Consider the following 23,641-nt stretch of genomic DNA (forward strand, 5'->3'; position numbering starts at 1 on the left):
ATTATTAAGTTAACCTCAGAGGAATTTTATCAACTCTGTCAGGTTAACCCGGAGTTACCTTTAGAATTAAGTCGTGATGGAGAATTAATTATTATGTCCCCTGTTGGAGGAGAAAGTGGTAATCAAGAAGCAAATTTAATTGCTGATGTGATTTTTTGGAACCGTCAAAGCAAACTAGGGTTAGTGTTTAGTTCATCCACAGTGTTTGATTTACCCAATGGAGGCAAACGTTCCCCTGATGTTGCTTGGATATCTAAAGATCGATGGGATAGTTTAACTCCCACTCAAAAACAAAAGTTTCCTCCTATTTGTCCTGACTTTGCTATCGAGTTACGTTCCCCTAGTGATAGGCTAAAACCTCTACAAGACAAAATGCTGGAATATATGGACGCTGGCCTACGTTTAGGTTGGTTAATTAATCCTCAAGATAACACTGTAGAAATTTATCGACCCCAAAAACCCAAAGAAACTTTATCTCTTCCCGTATCTTTATCTGGGGAAGATATTTTACCTGGATTTACCTTACTGTTGGAAGTTTGAACATTATTAACTTTGGAGAGGGTATTGTAAGCGCACACCTGTTCCACCATCTATATAGTATCATGTCAAGTCAAGAAAAAGCAAGCATTTTTTACATTAATTTTTCTGTTGTAAAGGTCATGGATATCATAGAGGTGAAGCAGTAATAATTGAACTATGACAACTGTATTAGACTTAAAACCGATTATTAAGTTAACCTCAGAGGAATTTTATCAACTCTGTCAGGTTAACCCGGAGTTACCTTTAGAATTAAGTCGTGATGGAGAATTGATTATTATGTCCCCCGTTGGAGGAGAAACAGGAAATAAAGAAGCTGATTTAAACTTTCAGGTTAGTCTCTGGAATTATAAAAGTAAACTAGGGTTAGTATTTAGTTCATCCACAGTGTTTGATTTACCCAATGGAGGAAAACGTTCTCCTGATGTTGCTTGGATATCTAAAGATCTATGGGATAGTTTAACCCCTACTCAACAACAAAAGTTTCCTCCTCTTTGTCCTGACTTTGTGATTGAGTTACGTCCACCTAGTGATAGGCTAAAACCTCCACAAGACAAAATGCTGGAATATATGGACGCTGGCCTACGCTTAGGTTGGTTAATTAATCCTCAAGATAACAGTGTAGAAATTTATCGACCCCAACAACCCACCGAAACTTTATCTCTTCCCGTATCTTTATCTGGGGAAGATGTTTTACCTGGATTTACCTTACTGTTGGAAATGTGAACATTATTGCCTTTGAAGAGAGTATTATAAGCGCACACCCTTTCTACTATCTATATAATATCATGTAAAATCAAGAAAAAGCAAGCATTTTTTACATTACTTTTTTTCTGCAAACCCTAATTATTAAAACAAAAGCTGTTTTTCCTGATGAAGATTCTGTTTTCAAGCTATTATATTTGTCAATGAGGAATATTACTAAGAAATAGCAACGTCCTATTCAAGATTGGACTGCTGCTGCATCACGTTTTGCCATTCTTTTTCCTGAACGTTTTACTCTCTAATTTTCCTCTTTACACAAAATTTTAGATCACTCTCAGCAAGTTTTTCCGAAAATTACTCAAACCCCTATTGTCTCGTTGGTTCTGACCCTTTTCAAACATCCTCTAACCATCTTCGATTAAGTTTTATGTGTTCTACGAATTTCTTCACTCCGTTTTCTTGGTGTTATTGGGCGAGTGTAGGCACAGCCCTTATATGCGGTGGTCTCATTGGGATCGAGCGTCAGTTGTTGGGGAAGCCAGCAGGCTTGCGAATCTGCATTATCATCGTCTTAGCGACCGACATATTCGTATCATTGAGCCAGGAACTCACGACTGAAACCGGCGATCCATCAAGGGTTATAGCTAGTGTAGCGTCTGGGGTGGGTTTTTTGGGTGGTGGGGTGATTCTGGCACGTCATGGCCGTATCCAAGGTGTAACTACAGCAGCAACAATTTGGATTCTCGCAGCAATCGGCGCAATCATTGGTCTTGGCAAATTTTTTGCTGCGATAGCTTCAACCCTTATTTTGATAGTTGTCGCAATCTTTATCGACGTTCTTGAAGTACGTGGGATTATTACGAAGAAAGAGATTGCACCAGAAGATGATCAACTTTAACCAAATGTCGGGCAGAATTCCCTTATCCTCGTAGTGGTTGAGAATTTGAACATCAAGGGTATGGTTCGTAATCACAACTTATCTAAAGCTATTTCTGATGTGGGATGGGGAATGTTTGTCAATTTCCTTGCTTATAAACTAGAGCAAAAAGGTGGTTTATTAGTTGAGATTGATAGATGGTTTCCATCCTCTAAAACTTGTTCTAACTGTCTATATCAAATGTCAGAAATGCCATTAGACGTTAGGGAGTGGACTTGTCCGAGTTGTGGCACTCACCACGATAGAGATGAAAACGCCAGTAAAAACATTAGAGCAGAAGGCATCAGACAAATAGCGGTCGAGGGGCGCGCCATCGCATGGCGCAAGCCCAATCGACCAAGAGGATCGGTCTTGGGAACCAGGACTGCTGCTGAAGGAGGGGAAGTAAGACCAAAAGGTGGCCGTAAGTCTGTCTTGAGGCATTCCCCTGTGAGTTCAGAAGCCCCAACTTCAGCGTAAGCAAGTTGGGGTAGTTCACTAGACAATCTCGGCATTGGAGTAGTGTAGCAAATCTGTTGTTATACCAAATCCGCTTTAGATACCCCTCTTAAAAACTTGATAAGTTAACACTTGAAAATGCTCCTGCCTCTTCTAGAATATAAGATGGGTTTGACAACCGGATTTGGTATCAATATATGAAGAAAACAAACAGCATTTTTGCCAAAATTTATCCACTTAATGAATCTACACGTCTGTGTACTATTGAAATTGCCCTAAATCAATATGAAGATATTTTCCATAAATACGATTCTGCTCCTCTTGAACGTCGACAAATTGACTCAGAGTTAGAAACTTATCTCAAAAGATGTTGTGAGGAAATCCCTTCTAAGTATTCACTTGAACTAGATATTTCCATTCCAGCAAGAATAAGAGAAAATGAAAAGGAAGATAAATTAAGAGATGGATTCAAAAATCATTTTAGTTTCCAAGTATATCTACTCGAAAAAAAACTAAATAAAAACAAGCTCAATATCCTTTTTGAGATCGTATTCGGTTTTTTTCTTCTATGGATCGTCGCTATTTGGGAGGTCGATATTAGTCGGATTTTGCTATCGATTATTGAGAACGGAATCGTCATCGGAGGATGGGTATTCTTGTGGGATGCTGTTTCTAAATTCTTTTTTACCAATTCTCAACTCAATAAAAGTTATCAAGACTACAAAAGATTACTAAATTCATCCATCATATTTAGAGAGGTATAACTAGCTATTTTTTCTACTAACTCCATAAACACACTTTGCGGAGTTTTTTCCGCGACCCCTAGTCAACTTGTAACATAAGTTGACATAGTGCTTTCTATTTATGTACGACTACTTACTGTAGAATATACTACTTTTTCATGTTATAATAAAAATTAGTCAGGTATAATGTTCTAACTGTGTCTAAATTGGCGGTAGATTATTGTAGAAAATAAAAGTCTGAATGAACAGCAGCTTGGACTTCCTGTTAAATAATTTTCGGTCGTCAGAAGAATACTATTGTTTTGTCAATTAATTCATATCTGAAATCGAAAAAGTAAGTTTAGACAAACACACCATTATTGAAAAAAACACAAACAATCCCACGTACTTCTAGTCGTGGGATTGATAATTTATTAACGAACACTCAAAGCAGTACAACCAATTTCAGAAATAACATCATTGGGCATAGTGGCACCGCATAAGTTAGCATTGTCTAGATTAGAATCAGCCAAGTCAGCATTATGAAGATTAGCCCCAATTAAATTAGCTCGACTCATGTTAATATCTCGTAACTGGGCAGAGTCAAGTATAGCCTCATTAAAATTAACACCGACTAAATAGGAAGAATTAAAAACAGTTCCCGTTAAATCAGCACCACTAAAGTCAGCGTTTTCCATATTAATCTCTGTTAAATTAGCATCAGCTAAATTAGCATTACTGAAATTAGCATCTACTAAATAGGAAAGATGAAAATCCGTATTGGGTAAAGTAGCATAACGGAAATCAACCCCTTCCATATTGATGTCACTTAGTCTTGCACCGCTTAAATTAGCATAGCGAAAATCCGTATTAACTAAATAAGCGTGATGCAAATTAGCGTTTTGCAAATCAGCATTTCTCAGATTAGCTTCATGAAGATTGATATCTTGTAGATTAGCATTAGTTAAGATTGCCCCTTGAAGATTAGCATAACTAACATCTGCATTAAAAGCAGAAGCTTCAGGGATAACAACCTCTGCAACTACGGTTAAAACTGCCCCAGGAATAGCGAAAGGAACGGCCATAATGGCGGCATTAGCAGCGGATTTTGCGGTATTATTTCGGGGATAATCCGTAGAAAAGTCTGTATAAGACATATTTGCTCTTTCTAGATTCGCCTCTTTTAGTTTAATACCCCTTAAATAGGCCCCAGTTAAATCTGCATTACGTAGATTAGAACCGGTTAAAATTGCCCTCTCTCCATCGTGAAGGGTAAAATCTACTCCTCGAAGGTTAGCCCCTTCTAAGTCAGCATCAGTCATTAAAACGCCTCTCATTTGCGCTTGTTGAAGATTGGCCTTCCTTAAGGTAACACCATCCATGTCTGCATTAACTAAGTTAGCACCTTTTAAGTTAGCTCTGTTTAAGTTAGTATTATGGAGTTTGCTATTGATAAGATTGGCATCTTCGAGATTAGCACCTCTTAAGTCTAAATTGCGTAAATCAGCATCTTGTAAATCACAGCCAATACAGTCTCCTGTTGCCATTAATTTTTGCAAGTCGGTCGCATTTTCTGCCCTAACCACAGGTGTTAACACTAAAGACGTTAATAGAAGAATTCCTGTAAGGGTTTTCATAATTTCCCCCGTTGCTTTTACTATTTTTCAGTGAATTGTGTTTTGAATTGGAAAATAACTTGTTTGAACTTCATTCATTGAACAATAACCTGAGTTGGAAAACTAGCACAAGGTTATGATTTTTTGAAGGAAGAAATGAGCATTTAAGACGTTCTCAGAAAGATAAATTGTCCATAAATCACCTTATATTTAACTCAAATTTATTGACTAATAAAAATTCAAACCAGTTATTAATAAAAAAATGACAAAAAGCCCCGACAATCAACGTTAAAAACTTGATATTTTCTGCATACTATGCTACTGTAAGAGAATAATAACTCTTCAATTAGCCCTCTCCTCACTGCCACTTTGCTCATCGGGCTTTCTATTTCAATTATGTATTGTCTTGCGTCAGAGATAGTAGACAGGATTACTAAACTTTATAATTTTAAACATTACTTAAAACAAAAAAAAGAAGAGGTAGGTTAGGAGAATTTGGTAGTAGGATAAAAGAAAGAATCATTTTGGGGCGTTATTCATGTCTGATCATGCTTTGAGCAATGCTATTCCCTTAGATAAAATCCGCTACAATGAGAAAGGGTTGGTTCCTGCGATCGCCCAAGATTATTTAGACGGGACAGTATTAATGCTGGCCTGGATGAATAAAGAATCATTACAGAAAACCCTGGAAACTGGGGAAGTGTGGTACTGGAGTCGTTCTCGACAAGAATTATGGCACAAAGGAGCAACTTCTGGTCATCTTCAGAAAGTGAAATCTATTAGGTATGATTGTGATAGTGATGCGCTGTTAATAAGTATTGAACAAGTGGGAGATATTGCTTGTCATACAGGGGAAAGAAGTTGTTTTCATCAACTAGAAGAAAATGAAAAAGCTGCACCACCTGCTGATACTTTATCGGGACTTTATCAGGTAATTTGTCAACGTCGAGATCATCCTGTTGAGGGTTCTTATACTCGTAAATTATTGGCAGGAGGAGATAATAAAATTCTCAAAAAAATAGGGGAAGAATCAGCAGAAGTGGTGATGGCCTGTAAGGATGACGAAAAAGAAGATATAGCTTCAGAAGTAGCGGATCTTTTCTATCATACATTAGTGGCTTTATCCTATCATCATGTAGATATTAAAGATGTTTATCGTAAGTTACAAGAAAGGAAAAAATAAATTGTTAATCAATGGATAATTGATATATGACTTTTTCTCCTACAGCTAATAGTCTAGAGGAATTTCTTAAACTCCCAGAAACTAAACCAGTGTGTGAATATATTGATGGGAAGATTGTAGAAAAACCAATGTCAAAAGGGAAACATAGTCGGTTACAATTAAAATTATCTAATCGGATTAATGAAGTAGGAGAAAATCAAAACCTTGCCTATGCTTTTCCTGAATTACGCTGTAGCTTTGGTACACGATCTATTGTTCCCGATATAGCTGTATTTCGTTGGTTACGAATTCCTTTTGATGAAGATGGAGAAGTTCCTAATGATTTTTTATTGTTTCCCGATTGGACAATAGAAATTCTTTCTCCTGAACAAAGTTCTAATCGAGTGATTGGTAATATTTTGTATTGTTTAGAATATGGTTGTCAGTTAGGTTGGTTAATCGATCCAGGCGATCGCTCTATCTTAGTTTTTCGACCTAATCAACAACCTAAAATATGGCCAAGAAGTCAAGATTTACCGATTCTCAATGATCTCGATTTAGTGTTAACTAGCGAGGAAATTTTTTCCTGGTTAAAAATGATATAACTGTTGAGAAATGTTCCTTTTCAAAGATTACGGTTTAAGATTTCCACCTCGAAGAAACCAACCGATAACACCGCTAATTGTAGCAGTAATACTAATAAGAACAAACTATCGCCAATTTTTTAATTCTCCAACTTTTTCAGCTAAGTCAGGGATTTTATCAATGGCAGGTTTCCAGCTTTCTAAACGGGTGTCTACCATAACTAATTGTTTATCAACACCAATTAATTTTTCTTTTACCTCAACTTGACCATTTTCTGTGTTAATAAGTCGGGTGTCAACGCTAGTTAATTGAGTTTCTACATTAGTTAATCGAGTATCTACAGTAGTTAATTGATTTTCTACATTAGTTAATCGAGTATCTACAGTAGTTAATTGATTTTCGACGTTAGTTAATCGATTTTCAACATTAGTCAGTCGATTATCAACGCTAGTTAATTGAGTTTCAACCCCAGTTAATCTAGTCTCTATACGAGTCAATCTAGTTTCTAAGACTTGGTGATTACTAATAATTAAGTCTTTTAATTCTTTGATGTCATTTTCTGTAACTTTTGCCATTCTATTATCTTAATTCAATGAGTTATTCTTGTGAAATGTCCTCAAAGTTATTTTTTTGAGGACTATTTTAATTCTAATTCTATAATTGTTGCTTACAGAATTAAATCTTTAAACAATTCTTGTACAGCAGGATGAACTAACACTCCATCTTGAACATTAACCCCTTTGGCTAAACTAACATCTTTTTCTAAAACGTCTAAACCCTGGTTGGCCAATTTCAAAACATAGGGTAAGGTGCTATTATTTAGAGCTTGAGTAGCTGTCCAAGGCGTGGCCCCAGGCATATTAGGAACCCCAAAATGTAGCACCCCTTCTTCTATATAAGTGGGGCAACTATGGGAGGTTGTGCGTAGAGTTTCGATACATCCCCCTTGATCCACTGCCACATCCACAATAACCGAACCAGGACGCATTTTAGATACTAATTCCCGAGAAACCAAGGTTGGGGCCCGTTTTCCCGTCACTAATACCGCACCGATCAATAAATCTGCATCAGGGACAGCTTTTTCAATGGCAGCAGCGTTACTATAAAGCAGTTCTACCCGTGAGCCAAAAATCGTCTCTAAATAGGCTAAACGGTCCACATTGATGTCAAATATTTGTACTTTTGCACCCATTCCCACTGCCATCTTAGCTGCTTCCGTCCCGACGATACCACCCCCTAAGATGACTACACGCCCCGCAGAAACCCCAGGAATGCCCCCTAAAAGGACTCCACGACCCCCTTGTTGTTTTTCTAGATATCTCGCCCCAAACTGCACGGATAGGCGGCCTGCAATGATGCTCATGGGGGTTAATAAAGGCAGTCTTCCGTCTGAGAGTTCGACGGTTTCGTAGGCGATCGCTGTTATTTTCGATGCGATTAAAGCTTGGGTTAATTCTTTATCAGCAGCTAAATGTAGATAGGTAAAGAGTATTTTGCAGGTGTTGAGATAGTCATATTCTTGTTTGAGAGGTTCTTTGACTTTGACGACTAAATCTTGTTCCCATGCTTGCGCTGCACTGGTGACAATTTTTGCTCCTGCTTGTTGGTATTCTTGGTCACTAAACCCCGATCCGATTCCTGCTTGGGTTTCTACTGCAACTTGATGTCCTCGATCGCATAATACCCTAACGCTGTTGGGACTCAGTCCAACTCGAAATTCTTGATCTTTAATCTCTTTAGGAACACCAATTTTCATATAATTTTTCTAGGGTAATTATCTTTCCTACTGTAGCTTACAAAAATTTTTTGAGAATTACTAGGATTTATCGTTAATTAATTGAGTTTCTATGCTGGTTCATCGAGTCTCATTTAAAATATAAGGGTTAAATATTTTACTATTTGATGAAAAATATCATTTATCTGGACTATAATTGCTTTCAGCGAGGATTTGACGACCTGCGACAGATTAGAATACAAATGGAAGCATTAGCTTGTCAAAACATATTTCTACAGGCAGAAGCGGAAGACATTAATTTAGTTTGGTCATTTATGCACCAAGATGAAACCTTACTCTGTCCTTTTGCCCAAAGAAAACAAGAAGTTTTGAGATTGTCTAGATTATGTACAATTAGAATAGCTCCAAGTAGAGAAATTTATCAATTAGCGCAGTCATTTCAACAAATGCAAGGATTATCATCTAAAGATGCTGTTCATGTAGCTTGTGTTGATTATATTAAGGCTAATTTCTTTCTAACTTGTGATGATAATTTAATTAAAAAATCTAACAAATTAAATTTGGCAATGTGTATTATGAATCCTATTGATTATATTAGACAGGAGGAAATTTAATGAAGAGCAAAAAAATGATAGATGATCAAGAAATTTTACTACAAGGAATTGAAGCATTAAATCAATCTTTAGGAGTAGCAGGAGCATTAAGATTTCTTAGTATTTTACAAAAAAATAGCACGGACTATGTAGATATTTCTGAAAAATTATATCAAGATCAAACAATTGATGATATTTTTGAAAGAGCTAATCAAAATTGGCTGGATTAGAAACATCACAATCTAATTCTAAGGGAGAAACTGTTTTAAAGTCTCTAAGGTTTGCTCTCCTGTGGTTTGCCAACTAAATTTTTTGGACTGTTGTAAACCTAATCTTTTTAACTGCGATCTCTTTAAAGTTGAAAAACTATTTTGAGACAATGATCAAGTTTATTGAATAAACTTATATCTAGTTTTCCTAATCTTCTTGTAATTAAATTACGCTCAATTGTCACCATCCGAGAAACTCTAACTTTAGAGGTAACTTTTAATCCTGTCTTAGAAAATTCAGAATTAGTGGTGTCAATAACAAATTCTTCTGGAGTAACATGATTTACATTTTGAGAAGAAATAAAACAAACAGTGACATCTATTCCTGATAAATCAACCCATAAAACAACAGCAGGACGGAGTTTCGTTGTGCTTAAATCGGTGAAAGGAAAAGGTACTAAAACAATATCTCCTTTTTTGAGAGACATTAAACTGATTCTCCATCTTCTAAAGTATATATATCTGGTTCATCGACCAGAAAATCAAAAGAATGACCTTTTTGGGCTAAGTTAATTAGCTCCTGTGTGCTAATTTGATTATTATCAAAGAAGAGTTTTTCTTCAAAGTTTTTCCGTTCTTCTTCGGAAAGCGAGCAAATGATTGTAATCAAAGAATCAACTAATTTGTGATTCATGTTTCTTTTTTGAGCGAATAAGCATTTATATTATAGCAGTTACTATTTCAACTAACAAACTGTTTCAAAACTTCTAAGGTTTGCTCTCCTGTGGTTTGCCAATTAAATTTTTTTGCCTGTTGTAAACCCAATCTTTTTAACTGCGATCGCATCTCATCATCTGTGGCAATTTTTTCCATTGCTGCTGTTATCTCTTCTACATTATAAGGGTTAATTAATAAAGCTGCATCTCCTGCGACTTCGGGTAAGGATGATATATTTGAGGTAATAACAGGAGTACCGCATCCCATTGCTTCTAAAACAGGAAAACCAAACCCTTCCCATAAGGAGGGAAAGACTAATGCTAATGCTTGATTTAATAATATGGGTAACTGTTCATATTCTACATAATCAAGGATTTTTAGTTGTTTTTCAACACCTAATTCTTGTGCTTGTTCTATTAATTTAGGTGTGTAACGTTTATCTGTTGGACCTGCTAACCAAAGTTGATACTTTTTGTTATTTTTTAAGTTAGCAAAAGCTTCTACAATACGATTAACATTTTTATGGGGGTCATGACGACCTAAATAGAGAAAATAAGGAATATTTAAAGCATCTTCTTTGACTTCTAAAGGTTTAAAATGCTGTTGATCATAAGCTAGTAAAATAGGGGTAATTTTTTCAGCAGGAATGTTAAACATATCCACAATATCTTTAGCGGTTGCTTGAGAATTACAGATGATATGTTCTGCTTGTTTAAGAACTTGAGGAATATAATATTTAAAATAGGGAGTTAGGGGAGATGTTTTTTTAGGAAAGCGTAAAGGGATTAAATCATGTACCATTACCACAGAACGAGTTTTACCATATAAAGGTGCTTCAGGAACAGGAGAAAATAATAAAGATGATTGTAATTCATGGTAAATTTTTGGTAGTTTAAACTGTGTCCAAATAAGACGGTTTAAGTGTCCTTTTGTTCCTTGTTCTGGGGTTAAATTATCAGGAACTAAATAGGTATTAAAATCTTGATATTGTTGGGACGCTAATAAGGTGGGTTGTAAAGGCTTTAGATAAGGAAAAACATTGTTTGCATAAACCGTTATTCCTGTTGGTTTTGATAACAGTAAAGATAAATTTATGACTAAATTTGATGGATTATTCATCAGTAAAAATAAATAAGTTCAATTATAGTTAATCAATCAAAACATCATTCTATCATAAAGAATTGTTGCAGAAATGATTTAATCAGGATGATAAGCTACGCAAGCATTTCAACTGCATATTATTAAGTTAAGCGACAAATTATAAACCTCTCCCTGTCGTCCTTATTGATAAGAATTGTATCAAAATACACATCTTCCCTTATGTCTTCACTATGATTAAGACGATAGGTTTTCAAGGGGGTTTTTGATGACCATGGAAAACATATCAGAACTAAAGTCAGTTAAGACAAAGTACAGTGCTTATTTACTATCTCTTCCCAACGTCGAAGGAGTGGGAATTGGGTTGAAGGTTTCGGGCGGTAAGAAAACGCAACAAATAGCCATTAAGGTATTTGTCAAAGAGAAGATTTCCCGCGATAACCTGGCTGCAAGTGAACTCATTCCAGAGCAATTGGAGGGTGTTCCTACCGATGTGGAAGTGCTGGCACCGTTGCGAGCGAATTGACTGTTTTGAGACCCCAAGGGCAGCAGTCCCCCTATATAGAGGCAAGAAAGACAAAAGTATTTCTTGATCGCCTTATAAACTATAAATCTATCTTATAACATTGACTGCCATATAAGAGGTTTTGTGTCATGAGTATAAGAGATTGTTTACAAGCGAAAACGGGTTGGAAGGAAGACAACAAAGAACGGTTTGCCCAAGACGATAATTTGCTGGGAATTGGTGTGGGTTTGAAGGAAAGACATGGAAGATTCTCGGATGAATTATCGGTTAAATATTTTGTACGAACCAAAAAGAGGGATGGTTTGGCAATTGAGGAGATAATTCCTGAAAGGATCGGTGACGTTGCCACCGACGTTGTGCAAATTGCGCCTATGCGCGCTCGTGGTTCATTTACGATGTCAATGCGTCCAGGAGTGGGTGGATGCAGTGGATGTGTGGTTATACCAGGTTTAAATTACACCGGTACCCTTGGCTTAGGAATGCGAGGTTATGGCTCTCTTGCGGATCAGATTTTTGTTCTTAGCAACAACCATGTATTAGCTAACGAGAACCGATCCCACATTGGAGATCCCGTGATTCAACCTGGAACCCTCGACGGTGGAAATCCTCAGACGGACGTTATTGGAGAATTATTCGACTTTGTCCAGCTGAACTTTGAACCCAATACGAATGTCCCCAATCCGCAAGTGAACAAAGTCGATGCAGCTTGTGCTTTGGTGTATCGATTTGGTGATTTCAGTCGTGAGATTTTCTGGGTGGGTTATCCCAAGGGTTGGCGCACAAGGCAGAGTGTTGAACAAGCTGTGGCAGATGGCAATAACAGAGTTCAAAAAACTGGACGAACCACCGGATATACAACCGGAGAGATTGCTGCCATTTCTTTCGATGGTTGGGTAGCATACGATTCCGGTCTTGCCTACTTTGAAGATCAAATGCTGATCACCCCAGGTAATTTTTCTGCAGCAGGAGATTCCGGATCGGTCATTCTCGATATGGACGAAAACATCGTTGGTTTGCTGTTTGCAGGGGGCGCAACTCATACCATTGCTAACTTCATACAGGATGTATGGCAACTTTTAAGTCCCATTGATTTTTCGGATCACATTGTCTAACCATCTCTAATACTAAATCCGGTTGCCATGTCTGCCTTATCAAAATAAGCTAGATTTTTAGTAGAACCGAATTTAGTCAATTTTCATCGGTAAACTTTGACAACCGGATTTGGGATAACAATTAGTCGTTTACTGAAAAAAATCTCCCCTGTATTTTTGTCTATTTCCAATGGGGGGGATTTTTTCTGCATCTGTCTATAGAAGTACAAAAACTATAGCACTACAAAAAATAGTTAGGACATATAGACTTTTTTGAAAGGGAACAGGTAACGGGGAACAGGGAACAGAGAAGAAAAAAACGTCAAACACCATAATGCGTAGTGTTATAATGAGTTTTATTCCTATTTTATCGCTAATTTTTCAGTGATTTGTAAACCTCTAAGGTTATTGTTGCTGTTCGTTCCCAAGAGAATTTATTAGCTTGTTTTTGACCCTTATCAATCATCTCTTTTCTTAAAGTCGAATTATCTACTACTTTTAACATAATTTCTGCTAGTTCATAATAGTTATTGGGGTCAATATATAATGCTGCATTTCCGGCAACTTCTGGTAAGGAAGAGGTATTAGAAGTAATAACAGGGGAACCTAATGTCATTGCTTCGAGTACAGGTAAACCAAAACCCTCATAAAAAGAAGGATAGATAAATGCTTCTGCTTGACTGTAAAAAATAGCCACTAATTCATCGGAAATATAGTCTAAATGTTTAATATATTCTTTAAATTGAGATGTTTCTATTTTTTCTAAAATTTTTTTATAATTCCAACCTTTTTTGCCAATTAATATTAATTTATGAGGTATTTTATGATTATTCTTTAAATATTCAAAAGCTTTGATTAACGTTAAGATATTTTTTCTTGGTTCTAAAGTACTGACAAATAAAAAATAGGGTTGCTCTAAATAATCATTAATTAAATGACTATTATTATCTAACAATTTACTTTTTAAATAATTACTAGAATAACGACTTGCTTGGGGGGTTACATAAATAATATTGGGATCAATATTGAGTAATTCTGTAATATCTTTTTTGGTATTTTCTGAAAAGGTTATGATAGCATCTGTCCAACTTAAACACCGTTTAATTCTGTCTATATACCCTTTAACAATGTTTGTCGAATATTCAGGAAACTTGATAAAAGTTAGATCATGAATGGTCATTATTTTTTTTGCTTTCTGATAAGGGAAAATATAATGATCTGTTCCTTGAATAATATTGGGTTTATCTAAATTTTTTTCAAAATAAGGTAGTATAAAAGGAGAATATTTAGCTAATTTATCAGCTAAACTAACGGGAATAGGTAAACAAGAAACTTGAGGATATTGACTCAATAATTCTGGAGTAGATAAGTTACGTTTTAACCAATTTTTTACCGAAGGATGAAAATAAATATCTAAACTAAAATTTTCTGTTTCTTGTAGTTGAGATAATGCGTTAATTAAATTTAATGTATAAACCCCAATACCTGTTAACTTTCCTCTGACGGGAGTTGCATCAATACCAACTTTAAACATCATTTTAAACCATCGTTTCTGAATAAATTTTGTTCATAACACAAGCATAATTATCAATATTATGAAATTGTTGATAACTATACTGCATTTTGCTTATTTTATCCTGAATAATATCACTATTGATAGCTTCTCTTATAATGTCAAAAACTTTTTTTTCATCTTCCCAGTTAATGATTAATTCTGCTAAATTATGTTTCAATAACTCCGAGGCCATCCAAGTATTTTCAGTAACTAATGGTGTTTTTCCTGCCATAATAGATTCAGTAAATATCCCTGATGTTCTTCCTTCATACGCAGGATAGTTATAAGGTAATAAAATAATTTGACTTGTACCCAACCAATGATAATATTCTTCTCTGTTTAAATAGTTATCAACTAACGTTAATTCTACTCCATTATTAACTGCTGTAACTTGTGAAGTCTCTGCACAAACTAAGCGAATATTGTTAGTATTTTCTCCTGAATAATGAGCTAATTTTTTGATAATGTTCCATCCTTTTTCTTCTCTAGGGGAACCTGGCCACCAACAAATAATTTTCGACTTATCTTGAGATTCTATGCTACAATAACTAACATCTGTATGAGGAATAGGCATAACGGTTACAGATGTTTCAAAGTAGTTTGATAAAGATTTACTTAAGCGATCGCTATCCGTTAAAAGTTTAAAATTTCCTGCTTTTATCCTCTTTTTAATTAAAAAATTCAGTAACTTATAAATCCCACGAGTATTATCTTTATGCGTATCTAAACGATATAATAACCAAACGGATAAATTATCACTGGGAACCCATAATAAAGCAAGATATAAAGCAAATAATTGTAAATGAATAAATCTTTCTAAGAAAATAATAGAATTATTTGAATTATTAATAACTTCGTGGTTTAAATAGTTAGCAATAGTTCCAGCTAATTTTATACTTTCATTAATTCTCAAAAATTTAATAACTAAATTGCCTTCTTTTTCCAAATTATTATTACTTAAACCTTCATCCCAACCCTTCGGTAAGTTATCAACATTGTTATCAATAGGAACAATAACTTTATGTTGCCATCCTAACTTTTTCATTGCTTTACTAACCGCTTTATGATAGGGAATAATATGTCCCTCACCTTCCATTAAATTAGGGATTAATGATACAAATATAGGTGATAACTGCTTTCCCTCATCTTGACTCATTGTTAATTATTTATTGGGGTTTAAAACTATTGTAGAGGTTGAATAATATTCAAAACCTACGGTTATGGAATCAAATTAACTGTATCTCGTAAACTGTCAAAAACTTCAACTTTACGAGGATATTTAGTAATATTTTGTAAGGTTTCTTCTCCTCTTCCAGTTAACACTAAAACTGGTTGACATTCAGCATTAATAGCACATTGTACATCACTAGGAGCATCTCCTACAAAAAAAGATTGAGAGAGAGAAACACTATGTTTTTTAGAAGCATCAATTAACATTTTTGGAGCAGGTTTCCGACACAAACAGTTATCTTGAGGATGATGGGGACATATAAAAATGTCAGTAAATTTAACCCCAAACTTTCCATACTCATCAATAATATACTTGTGTACCTTTTCCACATCTTCTAAAGTATAGTAACCCCTTCCCACCCCTGCTTGATTAGTAATTAAAATTAATAAATAACCAGCATCTTGCCATCGTTTTAAAGCTTCCCCTGCACCTAGAGGAAGCTCAACTTGTTCAACTTTACTCAGATAAGGAACATACTTAATAACAACCCCATCTCTATCCAAAAATAGAGCTTTTTGGAGTTGTGTATAAGGGGTAAGAGTTGTTGTCATAGTTACTATTATTAGACAGCGATCTGTGCTTCCAAACCAGCTTTAGCAAATAACTGTGCTTCCACCTGTTCACAAATACGATGATAAGATATTAGATGGATTTCTTGAATATAAGGAGTATGATATTCAGACACAAATAAAGGATAATCTGTGAGATCCTTAAGCATTCCTCCATTGTTACCCGACATACCGATGGTGATCAACCCTAACTCTTTAGCCATTTCCATCGCGCGAATAACATTAGTAGACTTTCCAGAAGTAGAAATACCCCAGAGAATGTCTCCTGGTTGGGCGAAAGCTTCCACCTGACGGGCAAAAACTGTCTCATACTCGTAATCATTCGACCATGCTGTTAATGTAGCCGGGTTTGTTCCCAAAGCGATCGCAGGTAAACCCTTACGATGCAGTTGAAACCTTCCCACAAACTCAGCAGCAATGTGTTGCGCATCAGCAGCAGAACCACCATTACCACAGATTAACAGTTTATTCCCTTCCTTAAACTGTCTGGCCACCATACCAGTAGTTTGCTCCAAAGAGCGACAGTATTTAGGGTTAAACGCTTCTTCTAGGCATTTTAGCCTGTGTTGAATCCAATAGTTCACCGTTCCTTCCTCACATATTAGTTAATTAGCAGGTACAAGTTTTTCCTGTTCCTGCCAAAACCAGTCAATTGTTTTCGTTAATCCTAATTCTAATGGAGTTAAGCCAAAATTGGGTAAAGATTGCTTAAGTTTGTCAACAATTAAGCACTTAGACTTAGCACCGACATAACGGGATGTGTCAAACTGAATCTTGTTGAAGTCGTATCCAACTCCTTGGCAAATCAGTTTAGCAAAGTGACGGATGGTAAACTCTTCACCGGCACCGATGTTAATCAGGTCATTATCAACGGTTTGGGCTAATTCCATCGCAATTTTAGCAAAATCTTCCACAAAGACAAGCTCCCGTGATTGGTAGCCATCTCCCCATAGGATAACGGGTTCATCATACAGTTTACCGCGAATAATCTTACGGATGAGATCGAAGATAAAGTGCATCTGTCGTCCATCGGTATGATATCCTGTGCCGTAAAGGGTCGAAGGAACCAAGCAAAGATACTTGAGACCATATTGCTTATTTAAAGCCAAAAGTCCTGCATAGAGCATTCTTTTGGTCATAGCATAAGTAAATAGACTACTAATAGGCATCCCTGTTAGATAATTCTCTTCCACTAAAGCTAAGTCGGGATCATAGGCACAACTTGTTCCCATACAAATAAATTTAGCCTGGGGTTGATGCTTTTGCCACCAAGTCAAAACATGGGTATTCATCTGTTGATTGATAATCCATTGTTCCCCTGGATGATACAAACAAAAGTCCCCTGCTTGGGTCCAGGCCGCTAAATGATAGATTTGATCGTAGCTAACATTATTAAAGTTTAATAGCGAGTCTGGTTGTGTCAGATCGCAGTTTTTAGAGTTTAATTTGATGATATCGTGACCTTGGGTTTCCAGTTGTGAACATAAGTTAGTCCCCAGAAACCCAGATGCACCGGTAATTAAGATTTTCATAGTATTGTCCTATGAACAGCATTGACCTCAGCAAAAAAGAGGTCAAGTAGAGACACTATAGCTGTGACGTAACTTTTTGTAAAGAGTTGCCCTGGTTTGAGGAGGTTAAGAGAATGAGCAAGTTTTTAAATACATAGATTTTTGAAGAAAAGTAAATATACTCAATCATAAGTATTTGGGAATCTATTTGGCGTTTTATAATGGTAATTAAAGGAGGATAGGTTTGAGATTTGAGCTACAGCAATTAAACCTATTCAAGTGTCATGGGAAATCATAGAAAAAATACCGTCAAATTGAAAGATTCAACAGACCAATTTAAAAGCGTAAGTGTGATATTAGGTATAATCATTTCTCTGTTACCTTTTTTTATTAGTTGGAGAGTTTCTGTCCATACTGAGCAAGTTGAAGAAACTAAACAATTAAATAATTATCTTGATAAGCTGAATGAAATTATTATAGGAGAAGAGAAAAGTCAAGAGAACGGACAAAGAAATGGAAAAAAAACAAGATTAATAGACAGCAAACCAAGTTTTGCATTTAAGTTGAGACAAATAAAAGAGATTGATTATCTCACTAGATCATATACGAGAAACTTAAATAAGGATAGTAGAAGAGTTGTCCTAATTTATCTATATGAATCTGGTTTAATTAACCGTAGTAAAGCAATAGATGATAAAAGTATTGGACTAGCAGGAATATGCAAAAATATTGACCCAAGAAAAAATATTGATACTCTAATAAATAGAGAACAAAGAAAAATATCAGAAAAAATAATAAATGAAAAAACAAAAATATGGGAAGAATGGGACACAATAAACTTGGAAAAATTGAAAAATTTCAAAGCTTTATTTGAAGGAAACGTTGACGAGGATTACAAGAAAAAGATAGACAGGGCAATTACGAATGCGCAAGAAGCCAATAAAAAACTCTTGAAATACTTCTATTGTAATCTTAGTACCAACAGATATTATTTGAATGATATTGATATGACTAATATATTTTTAGAAAATATTAAACTGCATAACTCATATCTCAATGGAACTAATTTTACTGAGGCAAAACTCAACGGTGCAACATTAAGAAATAGTGGATTCAGAAAGGCTAATTTTACTGATGCAAAGCTTAAAAAAGTCAATTTTAGGGGTCCTAATAGGGATGATCCTACTGCTCTTAATGGGGCTAATTTTACTGGTGCTGAGCTTCAGGGAGCTATTTTTACTGATACTAATCTTTCAGAAGCTAATTTTACTAATGCTGATCTTTCAGACGCTAAATTCACTAATGCTGATCTAGAGAAAGCTAATTTTAAAAGAGCAAAACATATAACACCGCAACAAATTAAAGGAGCAAAGAATTGGGAACAAGCAAAATATGATCCAGACTTTAGAAAACAATTAGGATTATAAGTGTAGTAAAAATATCGAGTCATTATTATACTAATTTATTCTGTTTTAAATTTTCTCTCAATTGGTTAATAGCAGTTTCTCCATCGATTCCTTGATCTTGATCTAATTTTTGTTCTGCGAGGTCAATTTTTTGCCCAATTTCTTCAATCCACTGTTCATATTCATTACGTTTTTCTAATAGAGTCAAAGCTTCTTCAAGTACATTATCAAAACTGGTATCCCTACCAGAGATAATTTGTTTTTGAATGAGTTTTTCTAGTTTAGGATTAAGGATAATATTCATTTGTTTTTACTCCATTGACTATAGCAAGAACTTATTATGTAAATATTTTATCCTTTTTTACTGAAAATTAGTATAATGTACATAAATCTGTACATCAGCATCAACTAAAAATTATGTTCAGTTATGAAATAACATCACCCACTGAAGCAAGAGATAGCTTATTTAAGTTATTAGAAAAAGTAGCAAAAGATCATCAGGTATGTATCATCAATCGTCAAGATGGAGAAAATGTAGCTTTAATCGCAGAATCTGATTTAAGAAGTTTAGTCGAAACAGTTTATTTATTGCGAAACCCTGCAAATGCACGTCGATTGTTTGATGCAATAGACGAATCTATCGAAGGAAAAATACAACCTCAAACCCTTGAAGAATTAAAACAGGAATTAGGAATTGAACAAGAAGAAGAATAAGCAAAAAAATGAAGGAACATCACCTATTATTAGACAAATTCCTGGTTTTACCCAGCAATTCAAAGATGATTTAAAATGGTGGTTCAAGACTGATCCTAAAAAAGCATCAAGAATTTTGGACTTAGTGACAGAAGTTATGAAAGATCCATTTCAGGGAATAGGAAAACCAGAACCTTTAAAATATATGGATAGCAATATTTGGTCAAGACGTATTGATTTAGAACACCGTTTCATTTATCGGGTTAGTCAAACTCAAATTGATTTTCTTTCTTGTCGTTTCCATTATGAGTAAACTATATTAATTTAGGAAAAAATTATGACACAAAGTATTACAAAATCTACTGTAAAAATTCCCCCATTAGAAAACGGTGATCGCTTAACTCGTCTAGAGTTTGAAACCCGTTATCAACAGATGACTCATATTAAAAAAGCAGAATTAATAGAAGGTATTGTATATATGGGATCTCCTTTAAGAATTAATAAACACGGTAATCCTCATGGTCGTATTATGACTTGGTTAGGAACGTATGAAGCTTATACAAATGGTATTCAAATAGGGGATAATTGTACAGTGAGATTAGATCCAGAAAATGAACCGCAACCCGATGCTTTATTAAGGATAGAAAATGGTGGACAATCAATTATTAGTGAAGATGGATATGTAGAAGGTGCGCCAGAATTAATAGTAGAAATTGCAGTAAGTACCGTCTCTATCGATTTACATGATAAACTTAAAGCTTATCGTCGTAACCAAGTTCAAGAATATTTAGTTTGGCGAGTAGATGATAATGAAATTGATTGGTTTAGACTAAAAGACGAAAAATATATTAAATTAGAAGCAGATGAAAATGATATTATTAAAAGCGAAGTATACCCTGGTTTATGGTTAAATGTAACCGCTTTATTAAACGGAAACTTAGTCAAAGTGTTAGATATATTAAAACAAGGAATAGATAATTATGAACATAAAAAATTTTGTCAAATAATATCTATTAATGATTAGTTTAAAAGCTAATTGAAAGCTTGAATTTGATCTGTAAATCTTCCTGATTTTTTCTAACTATTATTCATTACCAATTATCCATTATCCATTATCCATTGTCTATTATTGAATAATAGACTATCCTCTAGGCCAGTAATTTGATAAACTAATACAGTGCTATTACGGTGTCTACATTCTTTGTCATCCTCAGAAAATGACGGATTGAATACCACTGATAGCTTAATACTGTCAAAAAACATCCTAAAATATCAACAAAAAAAAACACAAAAATAAGGAATAAAACTATGTTTAACTTCTCAGGAAACAGACCCAATAATTTAGGCGTTAAAAATGGTAAATTAACCGCTTGTCCAGGAACTCCCAACTGTGTCAATAGTCAAAGTTCCAATGCACAATCAAAAATTGCTCCCCTTCCCATGATTTCTATAGCTGAGTTAAAAAAAGTTGTGGAAAGTATGGAAAGAACCACAATTATAGAAGAAACTAACGACTATCTTTATGCTGAATTTAAAACACCTTTAATGGGATATGTTGATGACGTAGAATTTTACCTAGATAACAGTGAGAATGTAATTCATGTTCGCTCTGCATCTCGTCTCGGAAAATCCGACTTAGGATTAAACCGTAAACGAGTGGAAGAAATTAGGAACAAAATAGAATCAAAAAACTAACATTATAGTTTAGTAAAGAGGTGAAAAGACAAAACTTTAAGTTAAAAATATAATGGCTGAACCCTTCAGAATAGGTGGACAAAATGGTTGGTATCATGATCAGGGACATTGGGCAGGCTACTTTCATACTTATAATGATTTTAAAGTAGATCATACAGATAGTGAGCCAAGAACTATCCATGTATTCTTGCCAAGAGATTATGAATATAGTCATGAATTGTATCCCGTCATTTATATGAATGATGGAGATACTGCCTTTTTTTCTGGAGGGGAATATGATAAAAGCTGGAATATGGGGGAAATTTTAAGCAGATTATATGTTACCAATCAAATTCGCAGAGTGATTGTGGTAGCTATTTGTCCCCTTGACCGTAATTATGAGTACACTCACGCCCCTATTAAAAAAGGAAAATGGGGCGGTTTGGAGGTGTATTCTGATTATCTATCTACAGCAGTAAAAGGGTTTATTGATGATAATTATCGGACGCTTTCTAACCCTGAAAATACAATGATTTTAGGTTCATCTCATGGCGGTTTAGCTGCATTTTACACCGCTATTAAACACCCAGATAAATTTAGATGTGTAGCCGCCCTTTCCCCTTCTTTTTGGGTAGGATTAGATTCAATTATTGATCCTTGTTTTTTAGAGTCATCAAGAGACTTATTAGGATCACTAGAATATTCAGCCTTGATAGTTGCCGGATTAAAAACATTACAAAATTCTCAATTACAGCCGAAAATTTATTTAGATTGGGGATTAATTCGGGAAGGAGGTGAGCATAATTTCTTTATCGAAGCGAGAGCAACCGTAAGAGGTAGAGAAATGCGAGATTTATTAATCAATAAGTTTGGCTATCGCTATGGTGAGAATTTATTTGTGGTTGAAGATCCCATCGGTCAACACAACGAAGAATCTTGGTCAGGACGCATGGAAAACGTCTTACAGAACTTTTTTGGTTGGCCAGCATTGATGAAACAACTCTTAGAGCAGCAACAAGCCGTGACATCCTCCCACGCTAACTGCTAGGCAGTATAGCGTGGGCTTCCCAACTCACGATGGGATATTTCTGCCCACAAAGGTAAGTTACCTCTACGCCAGTTATCTAGGTTCATCACCCCCGACACCTCGACTTGACAGACTGTTTCCTTTCCCCTGAGTCCCAGGGTAGTGGTTTCAATACCTCGATTACAGATTTCTTGGGCCGAAGCCACGTCGCGGTCAACAAAATTATCGACTCCGTAACCGCATTCATAACAGGCATGGAACCTGTCAGATAGGGTTTTTCTAACTTCTGCTCGACAATTAGGACAAGTTTGGCTAGTTCCCCGATGATCAACCAGTCCGAAATACTTACCTCTTACCTTACAAACATATTTTAAAATATCCCTGAATTGCCCAAAACCTGCATCAAGGGTATGCTTGCCCAAAAAGCCTTTAGCCATTGTACGAAAGTCAATATCTTCCATAAAGATAGAGTCTCCCATGTCACAAACTTTGTGGGCTAATTTAAACTGATAATCTTTCCGTTTGAAAGCAATATGATTGTGTTGCTTTTCTACTCGTTTTCTGGCTTTTTCGTAGTTATTAGAACCCTTGCTTTTTCTACTTAAGCGACGTTGCAGCAATTTCAGCTTGCGATATTCACTTTTGAAGAATTTGCGTCCTTTTTCTATATAGTTATCACTGGTCGCTAAGTAACTAGAAAGCCCGACATCTAACCCCAAAGGATGTCCAAAAGGAGTCTCAACTTCAGGCAGAGTGATGTCAGATTGAATGCTAATTACGGCAAACCACCCCATTGCTTTTTTGATAATTCTTACCTGTTTAATTACAAAACCACTAGGGATTGGACGATGAAGATTTATCTGTACTTTTCCTAATTTTGGTAACTTAATTCGCCATCCCGTCAAAGGATTGCTTCTAAATTGAGGAAATAATAAAGACTTCATCTGTCCATATTTCTTGAACCTGGGGAAACCAAAACCCCGATTACGAAAAAAGTCCCAAGCATCATGTAGTCTTCTGACATTAGTTTGTAAAACTTGGCTTGGGACTAAAGCTAACTCAGGATATATTTTTTTCGCCTTTGGTAACTGATTTTGTTGCTGATGGTAACTAGGGAAAGAATAATCAGCAGAAATTATATATTCTGACTCCAAAGAACACCGATCTATTAGACACTTCCTCGAAGCAATCCAGTCTTTAAGCTCCCGCAAAGCATAGTTATAAGAACGGCGACAAATTTCCAGCCATTCGTTCAATATTGCCTCTTGTTTGCTATCAGGGTAGATTCGGTACGAGTAGTTGAG

At 35.5% G+C, this 23,641-nt stretch carries 29 protein-coding genes and 2 pseudogenes; 18 read left to right on the plus strand and 13 right to left on the minus strand.

Annotated features, from left to right (window positions below; translation table 11 throughout):
- The 6 genes and pseudogenes from QNJ66_RS20715 to QNJ66_RS20740 all read left to right on the plus strand — a co-directional run.
- The coding region (locus QNJ66_RS20715) for a Uma2 family endonuclease (protein WP_300510340.1) at positions 1-540 on the plus strand (540 nt) is incomplete at its 5' end.
- 156 nt (positions 541-696) lie between these two features.
- Positions 697-1,263 (plus strand): Uma2 family endonuclease, encoded by a 567-nt coding sequence (locus QNJ66_RS20720; protein ID WP_300510342.1) that lies wholly within the window; start codon positions 697-699, stop codon positions 1,261-1,263.
- 119 nt (positions 1,264-1,382) lie between these two features.
- Positions 1,383-1,544: pseudogene (locus QNJ66_RS20725) on the plus strand (IS256 family transposase); the annotation flags it as partial.
- 125 nt (positions 1,545-1,669) lie between these two features.
- Positions 1,670-2,140 (plus strand): MgtC/SapB family protein, encoded by a 471-nt coding sequence (locus QNJ66_RS20730; protein WP_300510344.1) that lies wholly within the window; start codon positions 1,670-1,672, stop codon positions 2,138-2,140.
- 27 nt (positions 2,141-2,167) lie between these two features.
- A pseudogene (locus QNJ66_RS20735) lies at positions 2,168-2,638 on the plus strand (RNA-guided endonuclease TnpB family protein); the annotation flags it as partial.
- A gap of 176 nt (positions 2,639-2,814) precedes the next feature.
- On the plus strand, positions 2,815-3,381 hold the full coding sequence (locus QNJ66_RS20740; protein WP_300510346.1) for a hypothetical protein: 567 nt from the start codon (positions 2,815-2,817) through the stop codon (positions 3,379-3,381).
- 392 nt (positions 3,382-3,773) lie between these two features.
- Here the strand turns inward: QNJ66_RS20740 and QNJ66_RS20745 are convergent, their stop codons facing one another.
- Positions 3,774-4,976: a pentapeptide repeat-containing protein gene (locus QNJ66_RS20745; protein ID WP_300510347.1), complete on the minus strand. Its 1,203-nt coding sequence runs from the start codon at positions 4,974-4,976 to the stop codon at positions 3,774-3,776.
- 517 nt (positions 4,977-5,493) lie between these two features.
- Between QNJ66_RS20745 and hisIE the strand changes: the two genes are divergently transcribed.
- Positions 5,494-6,138: a bifunctional phosphoribosyl-AMP cyclohydrolase/phosphoribosyl-ATP diphosphatase HisIE gene (hisIE, locus tag QNJ66_RS20750; protein WP_300510349.1), complete on the plus strand. Its 645-nt coding sequence runs from the start codon at positions 5,494-5,496 to the stop codon at positions 6,136-6,138.
- A 26-nt stretch (positions 6,139-6,164) separates the two neighbouring features.
- The gene (locus QNJ66_RS20755) at positions 6,165-6,722 is read left to right on the plus strand and encodes a Uma2 family endonuclease (protein ID WP_300510351.1); all 558 of its coding nucleotides are present in this window, start codon (positions 6,165-6,167) and stop codon (positions 6,720-6,722) included.
- A gap of 105 nt (positions 6,723-6,827) precedes the next feature.
- Here the strand turns inward: QNJ66_RS20755 and QNJ66_RS20760 are convergent, their stop codons facing one another.
- Together QNJ66_RS20760 and ald are read right to left on the minus strand one after the other, a co-directional pair.
- Positions 6,828-7,277 carry a hypothetical protein gene (locus tag QNJ66_RS20760; protein ID WP_300510353.1) on the minus strand — a complete coding sequence of 150 codons (450 nt, stop codon included), beginning with the start codon at positions 7,275-7,277 and terminating at the stop codon, positions 6,828-6,830.
- A gap of 92 nt (positions 7,278-7,369) precedes the next feature.
- On the minus strand, positions 7,370-8,458 hold the full coding sequence (gene ald / locus QNJ66_RS20765) for an alanine dehydrogenase (RefSeq protein WP_300510355.1): 1,089 nt from the start codon (positions 8,456-8,458) through the stop codon (positions 7,370-7,372).
- Between the two features lie 146 nt (positions 8,459-8,604).
- On the opposite strand from ald, the gene QNJ66_RS20770 reads away from it, so the two are divergent.
- Entirely contained in the window at positions 8,605-9,051 is a 447-nt protein-coding gene (locus tag QNJ66_RS20770) for a hypothetical protein (protein ID WP_300510357.1), read from the plus strand.
- Positions 9,051-9,260 (plus strand): hypothetical protein, encoded by a 210-nt coding sequence (locus QNJ66_RS20775; RefSeq protein ID WP_007312129.1) that lies wholly within the window; start codon positions 9,051-9,053, stop codon positions 9,258-9,260. The genes QNJ66_RS20770 and QNJ66_RS20775 overlap by 1 nt, the downstream gene beginning before the upstream one ends.
- Before the next feature lie 122 nt (positions 9,261-9,382).
- On the opposite strand, the gene QNJ66_RS20780 is transcribed toward QNJ66_RS20775, so the two are convergent.
- The 3 genes from QNJ66_RS20780 to QNJ66_RS20790 are packed head-to-tail and all read right to left on the minus strand — an operon-like array spanning position 9,383 to position 11,075.
- Entirely contained in the window at positions 9,383-9,727 is a 345-nt protein-coding gene (locus QNJ66_RS20780; RefSeq protein ID WP_300510364.1) for a type II toxin-antitoxin system PemK/MazF family toxin, read from the minus strand.
- Positions 9,727-9,933 carry a hypothetical protein gene (locus QNJ66_RS20785; RefSeq protein ID WP_300510366.1) on the minus strand — a complete coding sequence of 69 codons (207 nt, stop codon included), beginning with the start codon at positions 9,931-9,933 and terminating at the stop codon, positions 9,727-9,729. Before QNJ66_RS20785 ends, QNJ66_RS20780 begins: the two co-directional genes overlap by 1 nt.
- A 47-nt stretch (positions 9,934-9,980) precedes the next feature.
- A complete protein-coding gene (locus QNJ66_RS20790; protein ID WP_300510368.1) occupies positions 9,981-11,075 on the minus strand; it encodes a glycosyltransferase family 1 protein in 1,095 nt (364 codons plus the stop codon).
- A gap of 247 nt (positions 11,076-11,322) precedes the next feature.
- Between QNJ66_RS20790 and QNJ66_RS20795 the strand changes: the two genes are divergently transcribed.
- Together QNJ66_RS20795 and QNJ66_RS20800 are read left to right on the plus strand one after the other, a co-directional pair.
- Complete coding sequence (locus QNJ66_RS20795) at positions 11,323-11,580, plus strand: hypothetical protein (protein WP_300510370.1); 258 nt, start codon at positions 11,323-11,325, stop codon at positions 11,578-11,580.
- 128 nt (positions 11,581-11,708) lie between these two features.
- Positions 11,709-12,692, plus strand: coding sequence for a hypothetical protein (locus QNJ66_RS20800; protein ID WP_300510372.1), 984 nt, complete (start codon positions 11,709-11,711; stop codon positions 12,690-12,692).
- Between the two features lie 352 nt (positions 12,693-13,044).
- On the opposite strand, the gene QNJ66_RS20805 is transcribed toward QNJ66_RS20800, so the two are convergent.
- The 5 genes from QNJ66_RS20805 to QNJ66_RS20825 all read right to left on the minus strand — a co-directional run bounded on the left by QNJ66_RS20805 (position 13,045) and on the right by QNJ66_RS20825 (position 17,558).
- Positions 13,045-14,205: a glycosyltransferase family 1 protein gene (locus tag QNJ66_RS20805; RefSeq protein ID WP_300510396.1), complete on the minus strand. Its 1,161-nt coding sequence runs from the start codon at positions 14,203-14,205 to the stop codon at positions 13,045-13,047.
- A gap of 4 nt (positions 14,206-14,209) precedes the next feature.
- Entirely contained in the window at positions 14,210-15,382 is a 1,173-nt protein-coding gene (locus QNJ66_RS20810) for a glycosyltransferase family 1 protein (RefSeq protein ID WP_300510374.1), read from the minus strand.
- 62 nt (positions 15,383-15,444) lie between these two features.
- Complete coding sequence (locus QNJ66_RS20815; RefSeq protein ID WP_300510376.1) at positions 15,445-16,008, minus strand: HAD family hydrolase; 564 nt, start codon at positions 16,006-16,008, stop codon at positions 15,445-15,447.
- Between the two features lie 11 nt (positions 16,009-16,019).
- Positions 16,020-16,610, minus strand: a complete 591-nt coding sequence (gene gmhA / locus QNJ66_RS20820; RefSeq protein ID WP_300510378.1) for a D-sedoheptulose 7-phosphate isomerase — start codon at positions 16,608-16,610, stop codon at positions 16,020-16,022.
- Between the two features lie 21 nt (positions 16,611-16,631).
- Positions 16,632-17,558 (minus strand): NAD-dependent epimerase/dehydratase family protein, encoded by a 927-nt coding sequence (locus QNJ66_RS20825; RefSeq protein WP_300510379.1) that lies wholly within the window; start codon positions 17,556-17,558, stop codon positions 16,632-16,634.
- Positions 17,559-17,851: 293 nt separating this feature from the next.
- On the opposite strand from QNJ66_RS20825, the gene QNJ66_RS20830 reads away from it, so the two are divergent.
- The gene (locus tag QNJ66_RS20830) at positions 17,852-18,964 is read left to right on the plus strand and encodes a pentapeptide repeat-containing protein (protein WP_300510381.1); all 1,113 of its coding nucleotides are present in this window, start codon (positions 17,852-17,854) and stop codon (positions 18,962-18,964) included.
- 25 nt (positions 18,965-18,989) lie between these two features.
- On the opposite strand, the gene QNJ66_RS20835 is transcribed toward QNJ66_RS20830, so the two are convergent.
- Complete coding sequence (locus tag QNJ66_RS20835) at positions 18,990-19,247, minus strand: type II toxin-antitoxin system ParD family antitoxin (RefSeq protein WP_300510383.1); 258 nt, start codon at positions 19,245-19,247, stop codon at positions 18,990-18,992.
- A gap of 113 nt (positions 19,248-19,360) precedes the next feature.
- On the opposite strand from QNJ66_RS20835, the gene QNJ66_RS20840 reads away from it, so the two are divergent.
- The 5 genes from QNJ66_RS20840 to QNJ66_RS20860 all read left to right on the plus strand — a co-directional run bounded on the left by QNJ66_RS20840 (position 19,361) and on the right by QNJ66_RS20860 (position 22,358).
- Complete coding sequence (locus QNJ66_RS20840; RefSeq protein WP_300510385.1) at positions 19,361-19,657, plus strand: type II toxin-antitoxin system Phd/YefM family antitoxin; 297 nt, start codon at positions 19,361-19,363, stop codon at positions 19,655-19,657.
- On the plus strand, positions 19,638-19,949 hold the full coding sequence (locus tag QNJ66_RS20845) for a Txe/YoeB family addiction module toxin (RefSeq protein ID WP_300510387.1): 312 nt from the start codon (positions 19,638-19,640) through the stop codon (positions 19,947-19,949). The genes QNJ66_RS20840 and QNJ66_RS20845 overlap by 20 nt, the downstream gene beginning before the upstream one ends.
- A 24-nt stretch (positions 19,950-19,973) precedes the next feature.
- Complete coding sequence (locus QNJ66_RS20850) at positions 19,974-20,660, plus strand: Uma2 family endonuclease (RefSeq protein WP_300510389.1); 687 nt, start codon at positions 19,974-19,976, stop codon at positions 20,658-20,660.
- Between the two features lie 284 nt (positions 20,661-20,944).
- Positions 20,945-21,331, plus strand: coding sequence for a DUF1499 domain-containing protein (locus QNJ66_RS20855; RefSeq protein WP_300510391.1), 387 nt, complete (start codon positions 20,945-20,947; stop codon positions 21,329-21,331).
- Between the two features lie 52 nt (positions 21,332-21,383).
- A complete protein-coding gene (locus tag QNJ66_RS20860; RefSeq protein ID WP_300510392.1) occupies positions 21,384-22,358 on the plus strand; it encodes an alpha/beta hydrolase-fold protein in 975 nt (324 codons plus the stop codon).
- On the opposite strand, the gene QNJ66_RS20865 is transcribed toward QNJ66_RS20860, so the two are convergent.
- A partial coding sequence (locus tag QNJ66_RS20865) for a transposase (RefSeq protein WP_300510394.1) occupies positions 22,355-23,641 on the minus strand: 1,287 nt, incomplete at its 5' end. The two genes, QNJ66_RS20860 and QNJ66_RS20865, sit on opposite strands and share 4 nt — an antisense overlap.

Source organism: Crocosphaera sp. (assembly GCF_030064895.1).
Classification (GTDB): domain Bacteria; phylum Cyanobacteriota; class Cyanobacteriia; order Cyanobacteriales; family Microcystaceae; genus Crocosphaera.